At 72.9% G+C, this 21,354-nt stretch carries 24 protein-coding genes; 10 read left to right on the forward strand and 14 right to left on the reverse strand.

Translation table 11 applies throughout. The features are described from left to right. Positions 1-93: 93 nt before the first annotated feature. A complete protein-coding gene (locus tag ACFV7Q_RS19035) occupies positions 94-546 on the reverse strand; it encodes a DUF4442 domain-containing protein (protein ID WP_360637176.1) in 453 nt (150 codons plus the stop codon). Between the two features lie 96 nt (positions 547-642). Here ACFV7Q_RS19035 and ACFV7Q_RS19040 point away from each other — a divergent pair, with 96 nt between their 5' ends. After that, positions 643-1,656: a hypothetical protein gene (locus ACFV7Q_RS19040; RefSeq protein ID WP_385429776.1), complete on the forward strand. Its 1,014-nt coding sequence runs from the start codon at positions 643-645 to the stop codon at positions 1,654-1,656. A gap of 83 nt (positions 1,657-1,739) precedes the next feature. After that, entirely contained in the window at positions 1,740-3,059 is a 1,320-nt protein-coding gene (locus tag ACFV7Q_RS19045) for an MFS transporter (protein ID WP_385429778.1), read from the forward strand. A gap of 47 nt (positions 3,060-3,106) precedes the next feature. Here the strand turns inward: ACFV7Q_RS19045 and ACFV7Q_RS19050 are convergent, their stop codons facing one another. The 3 genes from ACFV7Q_RS19050 to tuf all read right to left on the reverse strand — a co-directional run bounded on the left by ACFV7Q_RS19050 (position 3,107) and on the right by tuf (position 6,206). Continuing rightward, positions 3,107-3,898, reverse strand: coding sequence for a spermidine synthase (locus tag ACFV7Q_RS19050; protein WP_385429840.1), 792 nt, complete (start codon positions 3,896-3,898; stop codon positions 3,107-3,109). 193 nt (positions 3,899-4,091) lie between these two features. Further along, positions 4,092-4,943, reverse strand: a complete 852-nt coding sequence (locus ACFV7Q_RS19055; protein WP_385429842.1) for a patatin-like phospholipase family protein — start codon at positions 4,941-4,943, stop codon at positions 4,092-4,094. Positions 4,944-5,024: 81 nt separating this feature from the next. Beyond that, a complete protein-coding gene (tuf, locus tag ACFV7Q_RS19060; RefSeq protein ID WP_385429780.1) occupies positions 5,025-6,206 on the reverse strand; it encodes an elongation factor Tu in 1,182 nt (393 codons plus the stop codon). A 435-nt stretch (positions 6,207-6,641) separates the two neighbouring features. On the opposite strand from tuf, the gene ACFV7Q_RS19065 reads away from it, so the two are divergent. The 5 genes from ACFV7Q_RS19065 (at position 6,642) to lnt (ending at position 10,830) form a co-directional block, all read left to right on the forward strand. Then, a complete protein-coding gene (locus ACFV7Q_RS19065) occupies positions 6,642-7,376 on the forward strand; it encodes a TVP38/TMEM64 family protein (protein WP_385429782.1) in 735 nt (244 codons plus the stop codon). A gap of 48 nt (positions 7,377-7,424) precedes the next feature. Then, positions 7,425-8,297: an undecaprenyl-diphosphate phosphatase gene (locus ACFV7Q_RS19070; protein WP_385429783.1), complete on the forward strand. Its 873-nt coding sequence runs from the start codon at positions 7,425-7,427 to the stop codon at positions 8,295-8,297. Positions 8,298-8,420: 123 nt separating this feature from the next. Next, on the forward strand, positions 8,421-8,597 hold the full coding sequence (locus tag ACFV7Q_RS19075) for a hypothetical protein (protein ID WP_385429785.1): 177 nt from the start codon (positions 8,421-8,423) through the stop codon (positions 8,595-8,597). Positions 8,598-8,666: 69 nt separating this feature from the next. Further along, complete coding sequence (locus ACFV7Q_RS19080; RefSeq protein WP_385429787.1) at positions 8,667-9,137, forward strand: nuclear transport factor 2 family protein; 471 nt, start codon at positions 8,667-8,669, stop codon at positions 9,135-9,137. Between the two features lie 46 nt (positions 9,138-9,183). After that, entirely contained in the window at positions 9,184-10,830 is a 1,647-nt protein-coding gene (gene lnt / locus ACFV7Q_RS19085) for an apolipoprotein N-acyltransferase (RefSeq protein WP_385429788.1), read from the forward strand. Here lnt and ACFV7Q_RS19090 read toward each other — a convergent pair. Next, entirely contained in the window at positions 10,754-11,659 is a 906-nt protein-coding gene (locus ACFV7Q_RS19090; RefSeq protein WP_385429790.1) for a Gfo/Idh/MocA family protein, read from the reverse strand. The genes lnt and ACFV7Q_RS19090 overlap by 77 nt on opposite strands. An 84-nt stretch (positions 11,660-11,743) precedes the next feature. On the opposite strand from ACFV7Q_RS19090, the gene ACFV7Q_RS19095 reads away from it, so the two are divergent. Then, positions 11,744-12,268, forward strand: coding sequence for a DinB family protein (locus ACFV7Q_RS19095; protein ID WP_385429792.1), 525 nt, complete (start codon positions 11,744-11,746; stop codon positions 12,266-12,268). A gap of 141 nt (positions 12,269-12,409) precedes the next feature. Further along, complete coding sequence (locus ACFV7Q_RS19100; protein ID WP_385429794.1) at positions 12,410-12,964, forward strand: hypothetical protein; 555 nt, start codon at positions 12,410-12,412, stop codon at positions 12,962-12,964. Positions 12,965-12,981: 17 nt separating this feature from the next. On the opposite strand, the gene ACFV7Q_RS19105 is transcribed toward ACFV7Q_RS19100, so the two are convergent. The 8 genes from ACFV7Q_RS19105 to ACFV7Q_RS19140 all read right to left on the reverse strand — a co-directional run bounded on the left by ACFV7Q_RS19105 (position 12,982) and on the right by ACFV7Q_RS19140 (position 19,790). Continuing rightward, the gene (locus ACFV7Q_RS19105) at positions 12,982-13,596 is read right to left on the reverse strand and encodes a hypothetical protein (RefSeq protein ID WP_385429844.1); all 615 of its coding nucleotides are present in this window, start codon (positions 13,594-13,596) and stop codon (positions 12,982-12,984) included. Between the two features lie 95 nt (positions 13,597-13,691). Next, the gene (locus tag ACFV7Q_RS19110) at positions 13,692-14,360 is read right to left on the reverse strand and encodes a uracil-DNA glycosylase (protein ID WP_385429846.1); all 669 of its coding nucleotides are present in this window, start codon (positions 14,358-14,360) and stop codon (positions 13,692-13,694) included. A 126-nt stretch (positions 14,361-14,486) separates the two neighbouring features. Then, complete coding sequence (locus ACFV7Q_RS19115) at positions 14,487-16,076, reverse strand: ABC transporter substrate-binding protein (protein ID WP_385429795.1); 1,590 nt, start codon at positions 16,074-16,076, stop codon at positions 14,487-14,489. A gap of 146 nt (positions 16,077-16,222) precedes the next feature. Then, on the reverse strand, positions 16,223-16,984 hold the full coding sequence (locus ACFV7Q_RS19120; protein WP_385429797.1) for an SDR family oxidoreductase: 762 nt from the start codon (positions 16,982-16,984) through the stop codon (positions 16,223-16,225). 20 nt (positions 16,985-17,004) lie between these two features. Then, positions 17,005-17,766, reverse strand: a complete 762-nt coding sequence (gene fabG / locus ACFV7Q_RS19125) for a 3-oxoacyl-ACP reductase FabG (protein ID WP_385429799.1) — start codon at positions 17,764-17,766, stop codon at positions 17,005-17,007. Between the two features lie 141 nt (positions 17,767-17,907). Further along, positions 17,908-18,291, reverse strand: a complete 384-nt coding sequence (locus tag ACFV7Q_RS19130; RefSeq protein ID WP_385429801.1) for a DUF3037 domain-containing protein — start codon at positions 18,289-18,291, stop codon at positions 17,908-17,910. Then, a complete protein-coding gene (locus tag ACFV7Q_RS19135; protein WP_385429803.1) occupies positions 18,288-19,139 on the reverse strand; it encodes a HipA family kinase in 852 nt (283 codons plus the stop codon). Before ACFV7Q_RS19135 ends, ACFV7Q_RS19130 begins: the two co-directional genes overlap by 4 nt. Before the next feature lie 18 nt (positions 19,140-19,157). Continuing rightward, positions 19,158-19,790 carry an isochorismatase family protein gene (locus ACFV7Q_RS19140; protein WP_385429805.1) on the reverse strand — a complete coding sequence of 211 codons (633 nt, stop codon included), beginning with the start codon at positions 19,788-19,790 and terminating at the stop codon, positions 19,158-19,160. 99 nt (positions 19,791-19,889) lie between these two features. Here ACFV7Q_RS19140 and ACFV7Q_RS19145 point away from each other — a divergent pair, with 99 nt between their 5' ends. Next, positions 19,890-20,375 (forward strand): pyridoxamine 5'-phosphate oxidase family protein, encoded by a 486-nt coding sequence (locus ACFV7Q_RS19145; protein ID WP_385429847.1) that lies wholly within the window; start codon positions 19,890-19,892, stop codon positions 20,373-20,375. Positions 20,376-20,403: 28 nt separating this feature from the next. On the opposite strand, the gene ACFV7Q_RS19150 is transcribed toward ACFV7Q_RS19145, so the two are convergent. Further along, positions 20,404-21,303, reverse strand: a complete 900-nt coding sequence (locus tag ACFV7Q_RS19150; RefSeq protein ID WP_385429807.1) for a LysR substrate-binding domain-containing protein — start codon at positions 21,301-21,303, stop codon at positions 20,404-20,406. Between the last annotated feature and the right edge of the window lie 51 nt (positions 21,304-21,354).

Below are 21,354 nucleotides of genomic sequence, written 5' to 3' on the forward strand. Positions count from 1 at the left end.
TGTGCCACCCCTATGGCGGGGGTCCCCCCGTGCACGGGGGGGGGGGCCGCCCGGTGCGGGCGGGCCCCCACCCTTCCCCCGGGGGAGGTGTGGTCATGCGTTGGGGCGCAGGGTCCACACGACGGTCATCTCGCCGGTCACGGCCTCGTCGTCACGCTGGATGGCGATGGTGACCGGGAACTCGGGGCGGCCGCCCGCGTCGAGCTCGGCGACGACCTCGGCGGCCGGGCGGCCGAGGGTGGCGGTGGCGGTCACGACGCCCTTGGCGAGCTTCTTGTAGGCGATCTCGGCCTTGACGGCGAGGGGCACGGCACGCGAGAGCTGGTCGCTGAAGGCCGCGAGGACGATCGCGCCGCTGGCGGACTCGGCCAGGGTGAACATGGCGCCGGCGTGCGGACCGCCCACGTGGTTGTGGTAGTCCGGCTGGTCGGGCAGGCGGACGACCGCGCGCTCGGGGGTGGTCTCCAGGAACTCGAGGTTCAGGGTCCGGGCCATCGGCACGGTCGCGGCGAGCAGTTCGCCCACATTCATCTGGTCTGCGCTCATGGAACGCGATGTTACCCACGAGTAGATGCGCTTGACCAGACCTGCCCGGGGGGCGGCCGTGGCTCCTGTCGGCCACTCCCACTATCGTTACCGGCCATGTGGCCAGGACAGCAGCAGCCGCCCGGGGGACAGCAGAACCCTCAGGACGCGCAACCCAATCCGTACCAGCAGCAGCCGCCGGGACAGCCGGGACAGCCGAACCCGTACCAGCAGCAGCCCGGTTACGGGTACCCGCAGGCGGGCTACCAGACCCCCCAGCCCCCGCAGGCCCCGTGGAACCAGCCCCAGCAGACCGTGCCGGCGCCCGGCGGCGGTGGCAGCGGCCTCTCCACGAAGACCGTGGCGATCGTCGCCGTGTCGGCGGTCGTCGTGGCCGCGGCGGCGACGGGCGCCTTCCTCCTCACGCAGGACGACGAGGGCGGCGAACAGAACAACAAGCCCACCGTCGCCTCCTCGGCACCGGAGTCGCCCGCGGCCCCGGCTTCCCCGAGCGCCAACCCGCGCGCGGACGGTGAGGTCAAGCCGGTCATCCCCGGCTGGAAGACCGTCATCAACACCAAGTACGACGCCGCCTACGACGTGCCCGCCGACTGGAAGGTGAACGACACCGGCGTGTCCATCTCGATCGCCGACGAGAAGGACGGCAAGCCCGTCATCACCATGTCCGGTACCGCAACCTTCAAGGAGGAGTGGTGCACGATCGACAAGGACAAGGACGGCAGGATCGAGAAGTACACGCTCGCGGACACGGGCATCAAGGGCGCCCAGGGCGCCAAGGACACCCAGCAGGTCGCGACGGACAACACCGGTACTTGGGTCTGGGCCGCCTACGCCCAGAAGGAGCCCAAGGGGACCGTCAAGGTGACGGAGCCCAAGGAGTACACGACCGCCTCCGGCCTCAAGGGCCACATGGTGATCGCCACCGCTCCCAACGTGAAGAAGGAGAACAAGTGCTCCTCCGACGGCAAGGCGGTCGGGTTCGCCTTCAAGAACGGTGAGGGCGACTTCGCCAGCTTCGTGATGGTCGGCGCGGCAGGCGTGCAGGACGAGGTCGCGGCCGACGTCTACGACAAGATGCTCAGCTCCATCCGGCTGCTGCCCAAGCAGTAGCCGCCGGGCGGAGGGCCGCCGGGTCGGAGGGACGCCGGGTAATCCGTTTGGACTACCCGGCCCGGGCCGGGGATAGTCCGTGGGTGAGCTCCCGTACCGCCCTCCCCCTCTCCCGCCGCCGGCCCGCCTGGGCCGGGCGCAACTACGCGCTGCTGACGGCCGCCGCCGTCATCACCAGCCTCGGCAGCCACGGCGCGCTGACCGCCGCGGCGTTCGCCGTGCTGGAAGACGGCGGATCGGCTGGTGACGTCGGCCTCGTGGCGGCGGCCCGCACCCTGCCGCTCCTCGTCTTCCTGCTGATCGGCGGCGCGGTGGCGGACCGGGTGCCGCGCCACCGCGTGATGGTCGCGGCCAACGCCCTCAACTGCGTCTCACAGGCCGCGTTCGCCGTACTCGTCCTCGCCGGGGACCCCCAGCTGTGGCAGATGATGCTGCTGGCCGCGCTCTGCGGCACCGGTACGGCCTTCTTCAGTCCGGCCGCCGAGGGCATGCTGTTCGCGAGCGTCCCGGCCGAGCACGCGAACCGTGCCTTCGCCCTCTTCCGGATGGCCATGAACGGCGCCGCCATCGGCGGGGCGGCCCTCGGCGGAGCGATGATCGCCGCCTTCGGAGCCGGCTGGGTGCTCGCGGTGGACGCGGCTGCGTTCGCCGTGGCCGGACTCCTGCGCGCGGCCCTGGACGTGGGCCGGGTGGCGAACCGGGCGCCCAGCGGCGGCCTGCTGGCCGATCTGCGCGAGGGCTGGACGGAGTTCCGTACCCGTCCCTGGCTGTGGGGGATCGTGCTCCAGTTCTCCGTGGTCGTCGCCGTCGTCGGCGCGGCGGACGCCGTGTACGGGCCGCTCGTGGCCCGCGAACGGCTGGGCGGGCCCGCTCCCTGGGGGCTGGCGCTGGCCTTCTTCGGTGCCGGCACCATCGCCGGCGCGGTGCTGATGATGGTGTGGAAGCCGCGGCGGCTGCTGCTGGCGGGCAGCCTGTGCGTGTTCCCGCTCGCGCTGCCGTCGGCGGGACTGGCCGTGCCGCTGCCCGTGTGGGCCCTGTGCGCCGTGATGTTCGTGAGCGGCGCGGCCATCGAGGTGTTCGGCGTGAACTGGATGACGGCCCTTCACCAGGAGATACCGGAGGAGAAGTTCTCCCGGGTCTCGGCCTACGACTGGCTGGGTTCGGTGTCCCTGCTGCCTCTGGCCACGGCCATGGCCGGGCCCGTGGAGTCGGCCTTCGGCCGCACCACTGCCCTGTGGGGCTGCGCCACGCTGGTCGTGGTGGCCACCGCGGCCGTGCTCACCGTTCCGGACGTCCGCCGGCTCACCCGCAGGCCCGGGCCCGCCAAGGCCGGCTCGGCCGGAGTCCCGGCGACCGCCCGGGCCGCCTCCCGGGCGGCCGGTGCCCGCGACGCCGCGGACTGAGCCCGCGGCGCAGGGCGGCGGGCCCGCGCGCGGGCCCGCCGGCGGGCTCAGCCGATGCCGAACGCCCCGTCGGGCGGCTCCGGGGAGCCGGCGGCATCCGCGTCGGCCACGGGCCCGGCACCCCGGACGAACCGTTCCAGCTCGGGTCCGGCCACCACCCGCGCGGGGAAGGCGTCCGCCGCGCACCGCCGGGCCAGCGCATCGACCGGCAGCTCCCGGTGCGAGGCGAGCAGCAGGGCGTTGCCGAACCGGCGCCCGCGCAGCACCCCCGGCTCCGCGACGAGCGCGACCTGCCCGAACACGGCGCGGAAGGTGGCCAGCTGGCCCCGCAGGAAGTCGAACGGCGCCCCGTCGGCCAGGTTCGCCGCGTACACGCCGCCCGGCCGCAGGACCCGCTCCGCTTCCCTCGCGTACTCCACGGAAGTCAGCTGGGCCGGTACCCGCGAGCCGCCGAACACGTCGGCCACGATCACGTCCGCGCCCGCGGAGGCCGCACCCTCCAGCCAGGCCCGCGCATCCGCGGCGTGCACCGTGATCCCGGACCCGGCCGGCAGCGGCAGGTGCTCCTCGATCAGTTCCACCAGCGCCGCGTCGAACTCCACGACGGTCTGCCGGGAGCCCGGTCGGGTCGCCGACGCGTACCGGGGCAGGGTGAGCGCGCCGCCGCCGAGGTGCAGCAGGTCCAGGGCGGCACCGGGCTCCGCGGCGCAGTCCAGGACGTGGGCGAGGCGGCGCGCGTACTCGAACTCGAGGTGCTCCGGATCGTCGAGGTCCACGTACGACTGCGGGGCGCCGTCGACGGTCAGCAGCCAGGCCCGGTCCCGGTCCACGTCCGGCATCAGCTTGGCGGTGCCCTGCCCCACGGCCCGGATCACCGGGATCTGTTCCTCGCTCACCGCACCATTGTCCGGCAGCCGCGCAGCACGGGCCGCACGCCCCTACGCCCTACGCCGCCCCTAAGCCCCGGAGCCCCTGAGCCCCTGAGCCCCTGCACCCTTCTGCCCCGCGGGCCGCAGGCCGCCCGTACGCCGTTCAGCCCGCCCAGACCGCGGCCGCCTCGGCGGCGTGCTGCGCGGCCTGGGCCAAACCGGCCCGGGCCGCCGGGGCCCGCCGCGCCGGGTCCAGTACGTTGCGCCCGAAGGCCTTGCGGGCCTCGGCGGACGGCGTGATCAGCAGCACCCGGGCGCCCTCCTTGCGCAGCTGCGCCGCCTGGGCGGCGGGCGCGGGGACGTGTCCGGAGCCGAGGGTCATCGGTGCGAGGATCACCACCCGGTCGCAGCCGGCGGCCAGGTCCGCGTTGGCCGCGGAGCGGATCCCGCCGTCGATGCAGCGGCGCTCCCCCACCGTCACCGGCGGCCACACCCCGGGCACCGCGCAGCTCGCCGAGACGGCGTCGACCAGCCCGGTCCCACCCTCCCGGTCGAAGACCACGAGCTCCCCGGTGAGCGCGTCGACCGCGGTGACCACGAGCCGGCGCCCGGCGGGCCACTCGTGCGAGACCAGCCGGGCGGCGATCACCTTGCGCCGCTCCGCCTCCTCCCCCGTGTCGGCGGCCAGCGCCATCGCCCCGACGCGCCTGCGGTAGTCCGCCCCGTCGCGCGAGCGGAGCATCGCCAGCGCGTACCGGGCGACGAGCCCGCTGCCGAAGCGTGCCAGGGTCTCGCCCGCGGGGTCCACGAGCTGGCGTTCGTACAGCTCGCGGGGGGTGAGCAGGCCCGAGGTCAGTTGGGCGCCGACGAGGGAGCCGGCGGAGGTGCCGATGACGGCGTCGGCGCCGAAGAGGTCGACGCCCGCCTGCGCGAGCCCGTAGAGGATCCCGGACTCCCAGCCGATGCCGGTGAGTCCCCCGCCGCCCAGCACCAGTGCCGTACCGCCGCCGCCCATGCCGCCCGCCCCTTCTCGTGCCACGCCGTGTGGTGACGGCAGTCTGGCGTACCGGGACTGCCGCCACCACGGCGGGGCGGCTCAGCCGAGGACGGTCGTCACCGTCCCCGCGCCGACCGTGCGCCCGCCCTCGCGGATCGCGAAGCCGAGCCCCGCCTCCAGCGGTACGTCCCGCCCGAGCTCGACGGTCATGGTGACCGTCTCCCCCGGCCGGGCCACCGCGGCCGCGCCCAGGTCCACGTCCCCGACCACGTCGGCGGTACGGACGTAGAACTGCGGCCGGTACCCGGTCGACAGCGGGGTGGTGCGCCCGCCCTCCCGCGCGGACAACACGTACACCTGCGCCGTGAAGCGCCGCCTCGGCTCCACGCTGCCGGGTGCGGCGACCACCTGCCCGCGGCGCACCCCCTCGCGCGGCACGCCGCGCAGCAGCAGCGCCACGTTGTCCCCCGCCTCGGCGGACTCCATCGGCTTGCCGAAGGTCTCCAGGCCGGTCACCACCGTCTCCACCGGCTCCCCGTCGCCGCCGAGGACGGTCACCCGGTCGCCCGGGCACACGCGCCCGCGCTCGACGGATCCGGTGACCACGGTCCCGCGTCCGGTGATGGTCAGCACGTTCTCCACGGGCAGCAGGAACGGCGCGTCGGTGTACCGCACGGGCATCGGGACGTACGTGTCCACCGCGTCCAGCAGCGCCTCGATCGCGCCGGTCCACCGCGGGTCGCCCTCCAGCGCCCCGAGCCCGGAGACCCGTACGACCGGAGCGCCGTCCCCGCCGTAGCCGTGGGCGGTGAGCAGCTCGCGGACCTCCAGCTCGACCAGGTCGGTCAGTTCGGGGTCCCCGGCGTCGGCCTTGTTCAGGGCGACGACGATGTGGTCGACGCCGACCTGCCGGGCGAGGAGCACGTGCTCGGCGGTCTGCGGCATGACGCCGTCGAGTGCGGAGACGACGAGGATCGCCCCGTCGAGCTGGGCGGCGCCGGTGACCATGTTCTTGATGTAGTCGGCGTGCCCGGGCATGTCGACGTGGGCGTAGTGCCGGGTGTCGGTCTCGTACTCGACGTGCGCGAGGTTGATGGTGATGCCGCGTCGGGCCTCCTCCGGGGCCCGGTCGATGCGGTCGAACGGCACGAAGGAGGCGCCGCCCCGCGCAGCCAGGACCTTGGTGATGGCGGCGGTGAGGGTGGTCTTGCCGTGGTCGACGTGACCCATGGTGCCGATGTTGAGGTGCGGCTTGGTGCGCACGAAGGCCGTCTTGGCCATGATGTCCCTTCCCGTGTACATGGCGCTGCTGCGACCGGCCGAAGCCGGAACGGGACCCCTGGGGCCGTGCCGACCCTCCCCCTGTGGGGTCCGCCGGACTGTCCGGGAAGGGTCAGCTTCGTGCGCCGTCGAACGGGTCGGAGGCGAGTGCCTCGAAGAGCAGGACGGCAGCCTTCGGCGCGTCCGCGACTGCGGACGGCGCTGCGGGGAAGGCGTACCGGGACATGCGGGCGATCCTGCCGGACCGGCGGCGTCGGCGTCGAACGAATTTCCGCCGAATGAACATTCGCTGAATTCCGGTACGGCCAGGGGCCCTTGCGGGAGGGTGACCCGCCCTCCGGGGGTGCCGCGCGGGCCGCCTGCGGACGTCGGCCGTTCCTCCGCATGAGGCCTGGATTACGGCGGGGCGCCGCATACGTCGGATAGTCTCCCCGGATGTCCCTCCTCCTGGCGCCGTGGACCCGGCTGTCGCTGCTCGTCGCGCTGCTGCTCACGTCCGGCGTGTGCGTGCTGCTGTACGAGCCCCAGCGCCTCCTGTCGCAGGGGTGGACCTCGGGGCTTCCGGTGGGAGTGGCGGCACTGCTGTTCGCAGGCGCGTACGGTCTCGGGACGGCGGTGCTCGTGCCGAGGCCGCTGCTGAACCTGGCCGCGGGGGCCCTGTTCGGCATCCCCTTCGGTCTGGCCGCGGCGGTGGCCGGCTCGGTCCTGGGCGCCGGGATCTCCTTCGGCCTGGGACGGGCCATGGGCCGGGACGCGCTGCGTCCGCTCCTGCGCGGCCGCTGGCTGGTGGCGGCCGACGACCAGCTGGCGCGGCACGGCTTCCGCTCGATGCTGGCGGTCCGCATTTTTCCCGGGCTGCCGTTCGCAGCCGCCAACTACTGCGCCGCGGTGTCCCGCTGCGGCTGGCTGCCGTTCCTGGCTGCCACCGCCATCGGCGTCGTGCCGAACACCGCGGCGTACGTCGTCGCCGGGGCCAGTGCCTCGACGCCGGGCTCGCCCGCCTTCCTCATCTCGGGTGGCTTCATCGCGGCGTCCCTGCTGGCCGCCGCCGTCGTCGGCTGGCGCAAGCGGCACGGGCTCGCGCGCACCGCGCGCACCGCGCGGACCGCTGACCGGGGGCCCTTGCAGGAGCGCGCCCCTGTGGTCGGAGCAGTCTCCCACGGGCCCTAGCATCGGACGGGAACTGCCCGCCGATCACAAGGACGAACGCACCCCGACATGAGCTGGTTCGAATCCCTAATCCTCGGTCTCGTCCAAGGGCTCACGGAGTTCCTCCCGATCTCCTCCAGTGCCCATCTCCGGCTGACCGCGGCATTCGCCGGCTGGGAGGACCCGGGCGCGGCCTTCACGGCGATCACCCAGATCGGCACCGAGGCAGCCGTGCTGATCTACTTCCGCAAGGACATCGCGAAGATCGTCTCCACCTGGTTCCGCTCGCTGTACACGAAGTCGATGCGTGGTGAGCAGGACGCCAAGATGGGCTGGCTGGTGATCGTCGGCTCGATCCCGATCGGCGTGCTGGGGCTGCTGTTCAAGGACCAGATCGAGGGCCCCTTCCGCGACCTGCGACTGACCGCCACCACCCTCATCGTCATGGGTGTCGTCCTCGGTGTCGCCGACCGGCTGGCGGCACGGGACGAGGAGGGCGGCCGGCACCGCGCCGTGCGCGAGCGCAAGACGCTGCGGGAGCTGGGCGTCCGCGACGGCCTGATCTTCGGTCTGTGCCAGGCGATGGCCCTGGTCCCGGGCGTCTCCCGGTCCGGTGCGACGATCTCCGGCGGTCTACTGATGGGCTTCACCCGCGAGGCCGCCGCCCGCTACTCCTTCCTCCTCGCCATCCCGGCCGTCCTGGCCTCCGGCGGGCTGGAGCTGAAGCACATCGGCGAGGGTCCCGTCTCCTGGGGCCAGACGATCTTCGCTACGGTCATCGCCTTCGCCGTCGGCTACGCCGTCATCGCCTGGTTCATGAAGTTCATCACCACCAAGAGCTTCATGCCCTTCGTGATCTACCGCATCCTGCTGGGCATCCTGCTGTTCGTCCTGGTCAGCATGGGCGTGCTGAGCCCGCACGCCGCCGAGTCCGCGGGCTAGCGCCCCGCCCTGCTCACCGGTTCGGGTGAACCGCCGGGCCGCTCGGGAACGTTCCCGAGCGGCCCTCGCGTCGTTGTGCCTGAGGAGTGTCGAGTCCCGGAGCCGAGCAGCAGGGGGTGCCCCATGGGACGAGTGGTGCTGGAGCGGTTCCCGGCGGGGAGCCCGCGGGGAAGCTGGCCCGCCGAGGAGTACGCCGCCCAGCGGATGCGCGAGGGCGTGCCCGCGGAGGTGGTGATGGACCTGGCCAGCGATACGTTCCTGGTGGTGGTCCGGCAGCGGGAGCCGTATTCCGGCCACTGACCGCGCCGCGGCCGGACTGGCCGGTGCACGCCCCTTGGCCCGGCGGCCCGCCGCCCCCACACTGACCCGATGACACAGCGTGTGGATCTCGCCTCGGTCATGGACCGGCTGGCGATCGACGAGGTGGTCACGGGGTACGCGAGGGCCGTGGACGACGGCGACTGGGCGGCGTACCGCGCACTCTTCGCGCCGGGCGGGCGCGCCGACTACAGCTCGGCGGGCGGGATCGAGGGCCCGGCCGAGGAGGTGGCGGACTGGCTGGCGGAGGCCATGCAGTTGTTCCCGGTGCGCCAGCACCTGATCGTCAACCGGCTGGTCCGGCTGGCCGACGGCGGCGGCTGGGCCGCCGACCGGGCCGAGGTCCTCGCCGACTTCGTCAACCCGATGCGACTCGACGGCGGCGGCGCCGGCGGGCCGGTGACCGCGCCGAATTTCGCCGCCGCCGGCCGCTACACCTTCGCCCTGACCCGTACCGCCCGCGACGGCTGGCGGCTGACCCGGGTCACCGTGCACGAGAAGTGGCGCCACCTCTCCGCCTGAGCGGCCACCGGTTCGGCCCTGTCCCACACTGGAAGCGGAGGCGCTCATGGTCACGGTCCCGAGGCGTACCCGGCACTGGCGTGCTGCCGCCGCGGCCGGCGCCGGGGCGCTGCCGTGCCTCGCCTTCCCCGCCCCCGCGCTGTGGTGGTGGGCGTACGTCGCCCTCGTGCCCTGGATGTTGCTGCTGAGGTCGGCGCCGACCGGGCGGCGGGCAGCCTGGGAGGGATGGCTGGGCGGTGCCGGGTTCATCGTGGCCGTGCACCACTGGCTGCTGCCCAGCCTGCACGTGTTCCTGCTGCCGCTGGCCGCCCTGCTGGGCCTGCTGTGGATCCCCTGGGCCCTGCTGGTGCGCGAGCTCCTCGGCGGGAAGCCGGGGCCGGGCCGGGCGGGGGCCGCGCTGGTGCTCGTCCCCGCGGGCTGGTTGTTGTCGGAGCTGGCCCGGTCCTGGCAGGGGCTCGGCGGGCCGTGGGGGCTGCTGGGGGTGAGCCAGTGGCAGGTGCCGCCGGTGTTGCGGCTCGCCTCGCTGGGCGGGGTGTGGTTGGTGAGTCTGCTGGTGGTGGCGGTGAACTGCGCGGTGGTGCTGCTCATCGCGGTTCCCCGGGCCCGGGTCCCGGCGGTGGCCGGGGTGGCGGGGTGCGCTGTGCTGACGGGCGCGGTGTGGCTGTGGCTCCCGCAGCCGGAGGGGTCGGCCCTGCTACGGGTGGCCGTCGTACAGCCGGGCCTGGTGCCGGACGGGCCCGACAGCGCGGAGCGGCGCTTCGCCGCCGGAGAGCGGCTGACGCGGACGCTGGCCGGGCAGCCGATGGACCTGGTGGTGTGGGGGGAGAGCAGCGTCGGCGCCGATCTGGCGGCGCGCCCGGACCTGTCCCGGCGGCTGGCCGCGCTGTCCGTGGAGGTGGGGGCTCCCCTGCTGGTGAACGTCGACGCCCGGCAGCCCGCGGCCCCGCGCCCGGCAGCCACGGCCGCGCGGGAGCAACCGACCGCGGCCGGCGGCGGGGGCGGCGGCGGGGAGGGCATCTTCAAGAGCTCCGTGCTCGTCGACCCGCGCGGCCCGACGGGCGACCGGTACGACAAGATGCGCCTGGTCCCGTTCGGCGAGTACGTCCCCGCCCGGTCCGTGCTCGGCTGGGCCACCTCCGTCGGCAGGGCCGCGGGCGAGGACCGGCGCCGCGGGGCGGCCCCGGTGCTGATGGACCTTCCGGGCGGGACGGCCGGGGTGCGGATCGGCCCGCTGGTCTGCTTCGAGTCGGCCTTCCCCGACATGAGCCGCCGTCTCGTCCGCGACGGGGCCGGCCTGCTCGTGGCCCAGTCCGCCACCTCCAGCTTCCAGGACAGCTGGGCCCCGGCGCAGCACGCCTCGCTCGGCGCGCTGCGCGCCGCGGAGACCGGCCGCCCGGTGGTCCACGCCACCCTGACCGGTGTCAGCTCCGTGTACGGCCCGGCCGGCGGGCGGATCGGCCCGCCGCTGCCCGTCTCGGCGAGCACGGCGCAGGTCTACGAGGTCCCGCTCGCCGCCGGCACGACTCCCTACGTCCGCTTCGGTGACTGGCCGGTGGGGGTCGCCCTCGTCCTGCTCGCGGTGTACTGCACCATCGAGGGCACCCGTTCGTTGCGGCTCAGGAAGCCTGCTCCAGAGCCGCCAGCACCACCCGCTCGCACAGCTCGTGGGTCAGCAGGGCGTCCCGGGCGCTGAGCGGCTTCCCGGCCGCGACGGCCTCCAGGAAGGCGTCGACGGCCTGCTCGATGCCGCGCTGGCGGGCCACCGGCACCCAGTCCCCGCGGCGGCGGACGGTCGGCTGACCGCGGTGGTCGACGACCTCGGCGAGGTTGACGACCTGCCGCTTGGTGTCCTGCCCGGACACTTCGAGGACCTCCTCGGCCGACCCGGACCTCCGGTTCATGATCCCGAGCGCGGTGAAGCCGGGTCCGGACATCTGGAGCACGACCTGGTCCATCAATCCGTCGTGCACCCGGGCCCGTACGTCGATGCGGTCGGCCTCGCCGGGCAGCAGGAAGCGCAGGGTGTCCACGACGTGGATGAAGTCGTCGAGGACGAGGGTCCGCGGGTCCTCGGGCAGACCCACCCGGTTCTTCTGCAGGATGATCAGGTCGCGGGGGTGCTCGGCGCACTGGGCGTAGCCGGGCGCGTGGCGGCGGTTGAAGCCCACGGCGAGCGGGACCCCGCGCTCCTCGGCGAGCTCCACCATGCGCCGTGAGTCGGCGAGCTCGTAGGCCAGCGGCTTGTCCACGTACGTCGGCACCCCGGCCTGGAGCAGCCGGGTGACGATCTCAGGGTGGACGTCGGTCGGGGCGTGCACGAACGCCGCGTCGAGGCCCTGGGCCAGCAGGGCGTCGAGGTCGGTGTGGCGGCGCTCCGCCGGGACGTGGTGGCTCTCCCCGATCCGCTCCAGGGTGGCGGGGGTGCGGGTCTGCAGGTGCAGCTCCAGGCCGGGGCGGGCCGTGAGGACGGGCAGGTACGCCTTCCGGGCGATGTCGCCCAGTCCGATGACGCCGACCTTCACCGCGGACCTCCAGGTGGTTCCTCGTGGACTCCCCGCAGCTTAATCCCTGGTGGAGACCTGCCCGTTGGCCCGAGGATGGCGGTCATGACGATGACTTCGGGTTCCCACCGCACCGGCCCCTCCACCGCCGCCGACGAGCGCGCGATGCTGGAGGGCTGGCTGGACTACCACCGCGCCACCCTCGCCTGGAAGTGCGAGGGCCTCGGGGAGGAGGAGCTGCGCCGGATGCCGCTGCCGCCCTCCGAGCTGAGCCTGCTGGGCCTCGTACGGCACATGGCGGAGGTGGAGCGCTACTGGTTCCGGGAGATCATGCTGGGCGAGGACCTGCCCGACCTGTACAGCACGCGCGAGGACCGGGACGGGGACTTCCACTTCACCGCTCGGGACACCTTCGCCGAGGCGGAGCAGGTGTGGCGGACCGAGGTGGAGCGGGCCCGGGAAGCCGCGGCGGGCCGTTCGTTGGACCTGACGTCGAAGCCGGAGAGCCACCACCGGGGCGAGGCGTACAGCCTGCGCTGGGTCTACACGCACATGATCGAGGAGTACGCCCGCCACAACGGCCACGCGGACCTGCTGCGCGAGCAGATCGACGGCGCCGCGGGCGTCTGACGCCGGTCCGCGGGCGGAGCCGGTCAGCGGCTGGACGCCGGTCCGGGGTGGGGGTGTCCGGAGGACGCGGCGTCACCCGTGCGGGGTGAATATCGGCTCCGGGTTTCCGCAACGGGGTCCTCGCACAGCAGAGTTGCGCGGGTGCACCCAACCCGAACCACGACGAAGCTGCTGCTCTCCGTCGCCTGCGCCGTCTCGGCGGTGTCCGGCTGTGTGAATGTGACCCCAGCCCCCGTGCAGCCGGCGGGCGCTCCCGGAACCACGGGGACCGCACCGCAGCACGAGCCGCGCGGTGGCCCGGGAGCGGCTCCGGTGGAGGTCCGGGCGCCCGCCCTGGAGGCGCTCGCGGCGCTGCCGCAGCAGCCCGCACGGCCGACGGCCCCGGCCGACGGCCGCAGCCCTGCACCAGGGGCTTCGGCGGGAGCGGCGGCAGTGGGCGCAGCGCCCGCCGGGCAGATCCCGAGGGGCGTGCCGCCGGTTCCGGACATCCCCGAGCCGCGCAGGGCCACGAAGCCGGCACCGTGGGGCAAGGCGAACCGTCCCGATCCGCTGGATCCGAAGGCGGGGGTGGCGCGCGGGCTGGCGGAGAAGCTGCCCGTGCGGCCCGCCGACGTGTGCGCGATGGGCCGCACGCACGGCCGCTGGGCCCCGGACAGCCCGGAGGCCCGTATCTGCGAGGGCGTCCACGGCGGCTGAACTCCCGCCGTCGGGCGTCAGGGGTGCTGCTCCGGGAACGGCCGGGGTCCCCCGCCCGGTTCCCGGGCCAGCAGGCGCTCCAGCCGCGCCAGGGCTGCTCGTACGCCGTCCCCGTACCCGTACCCGTCGTCCGGGAGCACTCCGGCGGCGGCCCAGGCGCGGGCCAGGTGGATCCGCGCCTCCTCGGGCCGTTTGAGCTTGAGGTAGTCGGCGGCCAGGCTGAGGTGCAGGGAGGGGTAGAGCACCCGGACGGCCGGATCGGGCTCGTCCGGCGTACGCTGCCGGTCGCCGGGCCCGTCCGCAGGCGCACCCTCCGGCCCCTGCCCCTGCCCCGGCTGCGACCTCTGCCCCGGGGCCTCCCCCGGATCCTCCTGCGGCCCGTCCCGCGGCCCGCAGGCGGCGGTCAGGGCGCGCAGGTCCCAGGCCAGCTCGTCGGCTGGGTCGTCCTGGGCGTCGGCCATGTAGTGCGCGAGCGTGCACCGGTGCAGGCCGGCGCCGTCCTCGCCGAGCTCGGTCCACAGGTCGCGGAGCCGGTTGCGTGCCTCCTCGCGGTCCCCGGCGTGCAGCAGGATGACCGCCTGGCCGATCCGGGTCATGAGGGCGTCTTCCGACGCCTCCTGTCGCTCGGTCACCGCGGCCTCCGGCTGGGTCTGCCAGACCTGATCCGGTCTGGTCGTCACGACGCTAGCCGGAGGTACCGCCCGCGGAGCCGAGGCGCGGTCGTCGCTCAGCCCAGGTCCGGGATCCGCCAGTCGATCGGCTCATGGCCCTGCGCGGCGACGGCCTCGTTGATCTGCGTGAAGGGGCGGGAGCCGAAGAACTTCTTGGCCGACAGCGGGGACGGGTGGGCGCCCTTGACGACCACGTGCCGCTCCTGGTCGATCAGGGGGAGCTTCTTCTGCGCGTACGCGCCCCACAGCACGAAGACGGCCGGGTCGGGGCGGTCGGCCACGGCGCGGATCACCGCATCGGTGAACTTCTCCCAGCCCCGGCCCTTGTGCGAGTTGGGCTCGGCCTCGCGGACGGTGAGCACCGCGTTGAGCAGGAGGACGCCCTGCTCGGCCCACGGCATCAGGTACCCGTTGTCCGGGACGGGGGTGCCGAGCTCCTCGTGCATTTCCTTGTAGATGTTGCGCAGCGACGGCGGCGTCTTGACGCCCGGCCGGACGGAGAAGCACAGGCCGTGGCCCTGGCCGGCGCCGTGGTAGGGGTCCTGGCCGAGGACGAGGACCTTCACCTTCTCGAAGGGGGTGGCCTCCAGGGCCGCGAAGACCTGCTCGCGGGGCGGGTAGACCGGCCCGTTCGCCCGCTCCTTCTCGACGAACTCGGTGAGCTCCTTGAAGTAGGGCTGGTCCAGCTCCCCGCCGAGGACGGGGAGCCAGGACTCGGGCAGCATCTGGGTCACGGCGACAACCTCCGGTAGTACAAGTCTGCGCAACTGCGTGGTGCGACAGCTCCAGAACCTACCGGGGCCCACTGACAACGCTTCACCCGCCGGGGTCCGAAGACCCCGGCAGGGCGGCTACCAGCTGGTCTTGCGGTACAGCTCCCACATCTGGAAGACGGTCTGCGGGTCCAGCGCCCGCTCGGCGCCCGCGATGTCCTCGCGTGCGGCGACGTACAGCTTGCCCTGCCAGAGCGGCAGCAGCCGGACGTCGTCCGCGAAGATCCGCTGAGCCTGCTCGAACTGCTGGACCCCTGCGGCGCGGTCGCTCTCGCGGCGGGACTTGGGCAGCAGGTCGGTGAGGATCTCCGCGTTCTCGTACGGGGTGCCGACCGCGTTCTCCTTGCCGACGAACGGCGCGATGAAGTTGTCCGGGTCCGGGAAGTCGGGGAACCAGCCTCGACCGAAGACGGGGTACTGGCCGCTCTTGTAGCCCTCCTGGAAGGTCTTCCAGGGCTGGCTGCGCAGGGTGACCTTGAACAGTCCGCTCTCGTCCAGCTGGCGCTTGATCTCGGTGAACTCGTCGGCCGTCGAGGCGCCGTAGCGGTCGGTGGTGTACCAGAAGGTCAGCTCGACCGGCTGGTTGATCCCGGCGTCCTTGAGGATCTTCTTGGCCTTGGCGACGTCCGCCTGGCCGTACTTGTCGTAGAAGGGCGTCTTGTGACCCACGACACCCTTCGGGACCATCGAGTACAGCGGCTCGGCGGTGCCCTGGTAGACCTTGGAGACGATCGCCCCGCGGTCGATGAGCTGGGCGATCGCCTGGCGCACCGGGAGCTTGTTGACGTTGGGGTCCTGGGGGTTGAACACCAGGTAACGGATCTCGGCGCCGACGTTCTCGACGACCTGGACGCCCTGCGCGTGGGCCTCGGGCGCCTGCAGCTCCTTGATCTGCGGGGCCGACAGTCCTCGGTAGGTGGCGTCGATCTCCTTGCTCTTCAACGCGCCGACCATCTGGGCGGCGTCGGCGAAGTAGCGGATGGTGACGCCGTCGTTGCGGAGGTTCGCGAAGCCGCTGTAGCCGGCGTTCTTGGCGAGGACGGCCTCACTGCCCTCCTTGTACGACTCCAGCAGGTACGGGCCGGAGCCGGTGACCTTGCCGTCCTCGCGGACCTTGTCGGCCGGATAGTCCTTGGGTGCGACCAGCGAGGCGGCGGGCGAGCCGAGGACGAAGGGGAACGTCGCGTCGGGGGTCTTCAGGTGGAAGACGACGGTCTGCGCGTCGGGGGTCTCGATCTTGTCGAGGCTGCCGAAGAGGTCCTTGGGGCCGACCTTGGAGCCGATGGTCCGGATCCGGTCGAGGGAGTACTTGACGGCCTTGGCGTCGAGCGCCTCACCGTTGGAGAACTTCAGGCCCTTGCGCAGGGTGCAGCGGTACGACTCGTTCGCGGAGTCGGTGAACTCGCAGTTCTGGGCGGCGTCCGGCTGGGGCTTGGAGGAGCCCGTGGGGAACGCCAGGAGGGTCTGGTAGACGTTGCGGTACAGCTCCCAGGAGCCGTCCCATGCGGCGGCGGGATCGAGGGTGCTCGGGGCGCTCGTCGTGCCGACGACGATTCTCTTCTCGGCGTCTTTGCTGTCGTCGGAAAGCATGCCGCATCCGGCGAGCAGGGATATGGACGCAAGGGCCGCAGTGATCTGCAGGCTTCTGGTCCGGTTGGACACGTGCACGCTCCTCGATCTGCCAGGGGTGCGGCAAACCCTAGCGCAGTGCGTCACAAATCCAATGGGTAGGTTTGGTGTGACACTTGACCGATTTCGCGCCTGTTCGATACGTATTTGCCTCCCGTCGGGAGGCAAATACGTCCGGTTATCGATCAGTGGACTCCGGCATTGAGGAACATTCCTCCGTCCACGACCAGAGTTTGACCGGTGATCCATTCCGCTTGCGCGGAGGTGAGAAATGCCGCAGCTCCGCCGATGTCCGCCGGAACCCCCAGGCGCCCGAGCGGGTAGGCGGAGGCGGCCTCCGTCTCCCGGCCTTCGTAGAGCGCCTGAGCGAACCTGGTCTTGACCACCGCGGGCGCGATCGCGTTGACCCGGACCCCCGGCGCCATCTCGTGCGCGAGCTGAAGGGTGAGGTTGACCATGGCGGCCTTGCTCATCCCGTACGCGCCGATGAAGGGCGAGGCGGAGATGCCGGCGATCGAGGCGATGTTCACGATCGCGCCGCCGTTGTCCTTCTGCCAGGCGTGCCAGGTGCGCTGGGCGAATCCGAGCGCGGAGATCACGTTGGTCTCGAAGACCTTGCGGGCCACGTTCAGGTCCAGGTCCGCGATGGGACCGAAGACCGGATTGGTGCCCGCGTTGTTGATCAGGAAGTCGACCCGCCCGAAGGCCTCCATCGTGCGCTCGACGGCGACGGCCTGGTGGTCCTCGTCGTGCGCCTTGCCGGCGACGCCGATCACCCGGTCCGCACCGAGCCCCTCGACGGCCTCCTTGAGCGCCTCCTCGTTGCGGCCGGTGATGCACACCCGGTCACCCCGGGCCACCAGCGCCTCTGCGATGCCGTAGCCGATGCCCCGGCTCGCGCCGGTGATCAGCGCGACCTTGCCGCTGTCCGTTCCTTGGTACGCCATGGTCGGTCGTCCGCCTTTCGTCAGTTGAGCGGGCCGCCGGCCACGTACAGGACCTGGCCGGACACGAAGCCGGCGGCCTCGCCCGTGAAGAACGCGATCGCGTTGGCGATGTCGTCCGGGTTCCCGACGCGCTGGACGGGGATCTGCGTGGCGGCGGCGGCCTGGAACTCCTCGAAGCCCATGCCGACGCGGGCCGCCGTCTGGGCGGTCATCTCCGTGGCGATGAAGCCGGGGGCGACGGCGTTGGCGGTGACGCCGAACTTGCCGAGCTCGATGGCCAGGGTCTTGGTGAAGCCCTGCAACCCAGCCTTGGCGGCGGAGTAGTTGAGCTGGCCGCGGTTGCCGAGGGCCGAGCTGCTCGACAGGTTCACGATGCGGCCGAACTTGGCGTCCACCATGTACTTCTGACAGGCCCTCGCCATCAGGAACGCGCCGCGCAGGTGGACGTTCATGACGGTGTCCCAGTCGCTGTCGCTCATCTTGAACAGCAGGTTGTCGCGCAGCACACCGGCGTTGTTGACCAGGATGGTCGGGGCGCCCAGCTCGCTCGCGACACGCTCGACCGCCGCTTCCACCTGCGCCGCGTCCGAGACGTCGCAGCCGACCGCCAGGGCCTTGCCGCCGGCGCGCGTAATGGCCTCGACGGTGTCCTTGCAGGCTGCCTCATCGAGGTCGAGTACGGCGACGGCCCGGCCCTCGGCGGCCAGGCGGACGGCGGTGGCCGCGCCGATGCCCCGGGCCGCCCCGGTCACGACGGCGACGCGCTGCTCGGTGGTGGACATGCTGGATCTCCTCGCCCTTGGAATCCTCTTGGCGGCCACCCAGGGGTGAGCAACCGCTTAGTAGCTTCAGTTGAGGAGACGCTAGGAGCCCCGGCACCCGGTGTCAACGGCGCCGGGCCCGGGGCCCCGGAGCAGAACGGATCAACGCACCAGCAGATCGAGCAACCGTTCCACTTCGGCTTCGGGGTCGACCGTCAGCCCGGTGTGCACCGGCCCGGGCTGCACCACCGTGCTGCGCGGCGCGATCAGCCAGCGGAACCGGCGGCCCGGGTCGTCACCCGCGGCCTGGCCGGCCTCCTCGCCGCCGCTGCACACGCCCTCTACACCGCGCAGGGCGGCGCGTACGCCGGTCACGTCGGCCTCCGGGTCCAGTGCGAGGAGCTTCGCCTCGTCGAGGTGGGTGCGCGCGGCGACGTACGAGCGCGCCCGGCAGTAGACGATCACTCCGGCGTTGAAGCACTCGCCGCGCTCCACCCGGGGTACCACGCGCACCAGCGCGTACTCGAACACGTCCCGCTTGGTCACTCGTCGCCGCTCTTCTGCTTGTTCCTGGTCGTGTGGGGCCATTCGGGGAGGTGATCGGTCAGCCAGCCCGGCGGCTTCTGCGGAGCCTTCACCTCCGGCTCCATGGAGATCCTCTCGTGGATGGTGGCCGCACGGGGCACCAGGGCCTCCACGTAGGCGCGTCGCACGGCGTCGGCCGAGTCGAAGCCGGGCTCGTCCACCAGCCACTCGTCGGGGACGTCGGCGGCCACCTCGGTGAGCAGCTCCTCGGTGACCAGGGGGGCGAGCTCGGCGGCGGCCGCCGCGAGGTCCGGGCCGACGGGGGCCAGGGCGTGGTCGGAGGCGTTGTAGGGCTTGGCCGCAGCGCTCTGCGCGGTGGGCCAGTTGTGGTGCCAGATCATGGTGGCGCCGTGGTCGATCAGCCACAGCTTCCCGTGCCAGACCAGCATGTTCGGATTGCGCCAGGACCGGTCGACGTTGTTGACGAGGGCGTCGAACCAGACCACGCGGCCGGCCTCGACCGGGTCGACCCGGTACGCGAGCGGGTCGAAGCCGATCGACCCGGGCAGGTAGTCCATCCCGAGGTTGAGGCCGCCGCTGGCCTTGAGCAACTCCTGCACCTCCTGGTCGGGCTCGGCGAGCCCGATGACGGGGTCGAGCTGCATCTGCACCAGGCGCGGCACCCGCAGCCCCAGCCGCTGGGCCAGGCGGCCGCAGATGACCTCGGCGACCAGGGTCTTGCGGCCCTGGCCGGCTCCGGTGAACTTCATGACGTAGGTTCCGAGATCGTCGGCCTCGACGATCCCCGGCAGCGAGCCGCCCTCACGCAGCGGCGTGACGTAGCGGGTCGCGATCACTTCGGACAGCATCCGCCCAGGTTACGGGGGTCAGCGGGCGGGGGCCCACGCATATACGAGCGCGGCCGTGGTGGTCAGCTCGGCGACCAGGGAGAGGGAGTTGCGGACCACCTCCGCGGTGTAGGCGGCGGGCACCCCGGCGATGGCGTCGGTGGGGACCACGACCCGGTAGCCGAGGTTGACGGCGTCGAAGACGGTGTTCGGGATCGCGATGTTGGAGGAGACGCCGGCGACGACGAGGGTGCGGACGCCGAGGTTGCGCAGGAGGGCGTCCACCTCGGTCCCGGCCATCGGCGACAGGCCGTGCAGGCGGCGTACCACCAGGTCCTCTTCGGCGACCCGGATGGGCGGTGCGACCCGGACCGCCCGGCTCCCGGTCAGCTGGCGCACCGGGAGCCGGCCGGCGGCCCCGAACAGCCGGGCGTTGGCACTGGCCCCGCGCCCGTCCGGCCGCCGCTCGGCGACGGCGTGCAGCACCTGGACGCCCGCCGCGTGTGCGGCGTCGACCAGTGCGGCCACCCGCTCCAGCATCCCGGAGTCCCGGGCCTCCTCGGCCAGTTCGGGCAGGGCGCTCTCCTCGCCGACGACGCCGTTCTGGCACTCGACGGTGAGCAGCGCGGTGGTGGCGGGCTCGGTTGCGGTGGCGGGCTCGGGTCGGGTCATGGCTCCCCCTGGCGTGGCGACCGAAGAGCCCGCATGATTCCTGACACACAGTCAGATGTGAAGGGGTGGGGTGCGGTACGGATGGAGCCGATGGAGCCGATGGAGCCGACGGAGCAGTCGGACGGCGCACGCGCGACCCAGCGACGGGGCCGCCGCATCATGATGACCGACGAGGAGGTCGACGCCTTCCTGCGCGAGCAGCGCACCTGCCGGGTGGCGACCGTATCGCCGGACGGCCGCCCGCACGTGGGCGCCCTGTGGTTCGCCTGGGACGGCACCTCGCTGTGGCTGTACTCGATCACGCGCAGCCGCCGCTGGGCCGACCTGCGCCGGAACCCGCGGATCTCGGTGGTCGTGGACGCGGGCGAGGCGTACGGGGAGCTGCGCGGGGTCGAGCTGTCGGGCCGCGCCGTCTTCGTCGGCGAGGCCCCGCGCACGGGCGGGCCGTGCCCGGAGCTGGCGGAGGTGGAGCGGATCTTCCCGGCCAAGAACTTCGGCATCGCGCAGATGCCGCACGACGGGCGGCACGCCTGGATCCGCCTCACCCCGGATTCGGTCGTCTCCTGGGACTTCCGCAAGCTGTAGGGGCGCGGCGCCGGGCCCGTACACGGGCTCAGAGCCCCGCGGCGACCTCGCGTAGGGCGTCGACGGCGGCCCTGATCGAGGGGCGCCGGTCGGCGTCGGCCCGCCAGACCACGTAGACGTGCCGGCGGACGGCGTCGGACACGGGCAGCAGGCGGACGCCGGCCGGCACCGGCCCGCGGCCGAGCCGGGGGGTCACGCACACCCCGAGTCCGGCTTCGACGAAGGCGAGCTGGGTGTGGTGTTCCTCGGCGATGTGCCGGATGCGGGGCTCCACTCCCAGCCCGCGCAGGGTGTAGACGAGCCATTCGTGGCAGAACTGGCCCTCGTTCCAGGAGATCCACTCGTCGGCCGCGAACTCCCCGAGGGAGATGCGCGCCCGGTCGGCCAGCGGGTGGCCGACGGGCACCGCGATGTCGCAGGCGTCGTCGAGGAGGTGGGCGCGGGTGAGCTCGGCCGGCACCGGCATCCGCTTGTTGTGCCAGTCGATGGCCAGGGCCAGGTCGAGGTCGCCGCGCACGACGGCCGCCATGCTCTCTTCCGGCTCCTGCTCGCGCACCAGGGCCCGCAGTCCGGGGTGGGCGGCGGCCAGCGCGGTCAGCGCCCCGGGGAGCAGCCCGCGCATCGCGGTGGGGAAGGCCCCGATCCGCAGTTCGCCGACGGCGTGCCCGCGCTGGGCCTCGACATCGGCCTGGGCGATCTCCACCTGCGAGAGGATCCGGGCCGCGTGGTCGGCGAGGAGCCGCCCGGCGTCGGTGAGGCGGACCCCGCGCCCGTTCTTGGCGAGCAACGGCTGGCCGACCTCGCGCTCCAGCTTGGCCATCTGCTGGGACACCGCGGAGGTGGTGACGTGCAGGCCGTCGGCCGCGCCGCTGACCGAGCCGTGGCGGGCGAGTGCGTCCAGGGTACGCAGGCGCTCCAGGTTCAACATGTAAGCGATGCTACGCCGTCACGCCAAAGAAATCTCGCTTGTCCTACGTAG

It is taken from the genome of Streptomyces sp. NPDC059851 (genome assembly GCF_042732005.1).
In the GTDB taxonomy this organism is placed as follows: Bacteria; Actinomycetota; Actinomycetes; order Streptomycetales; family Streptomycetaceae; genus Streptomyces.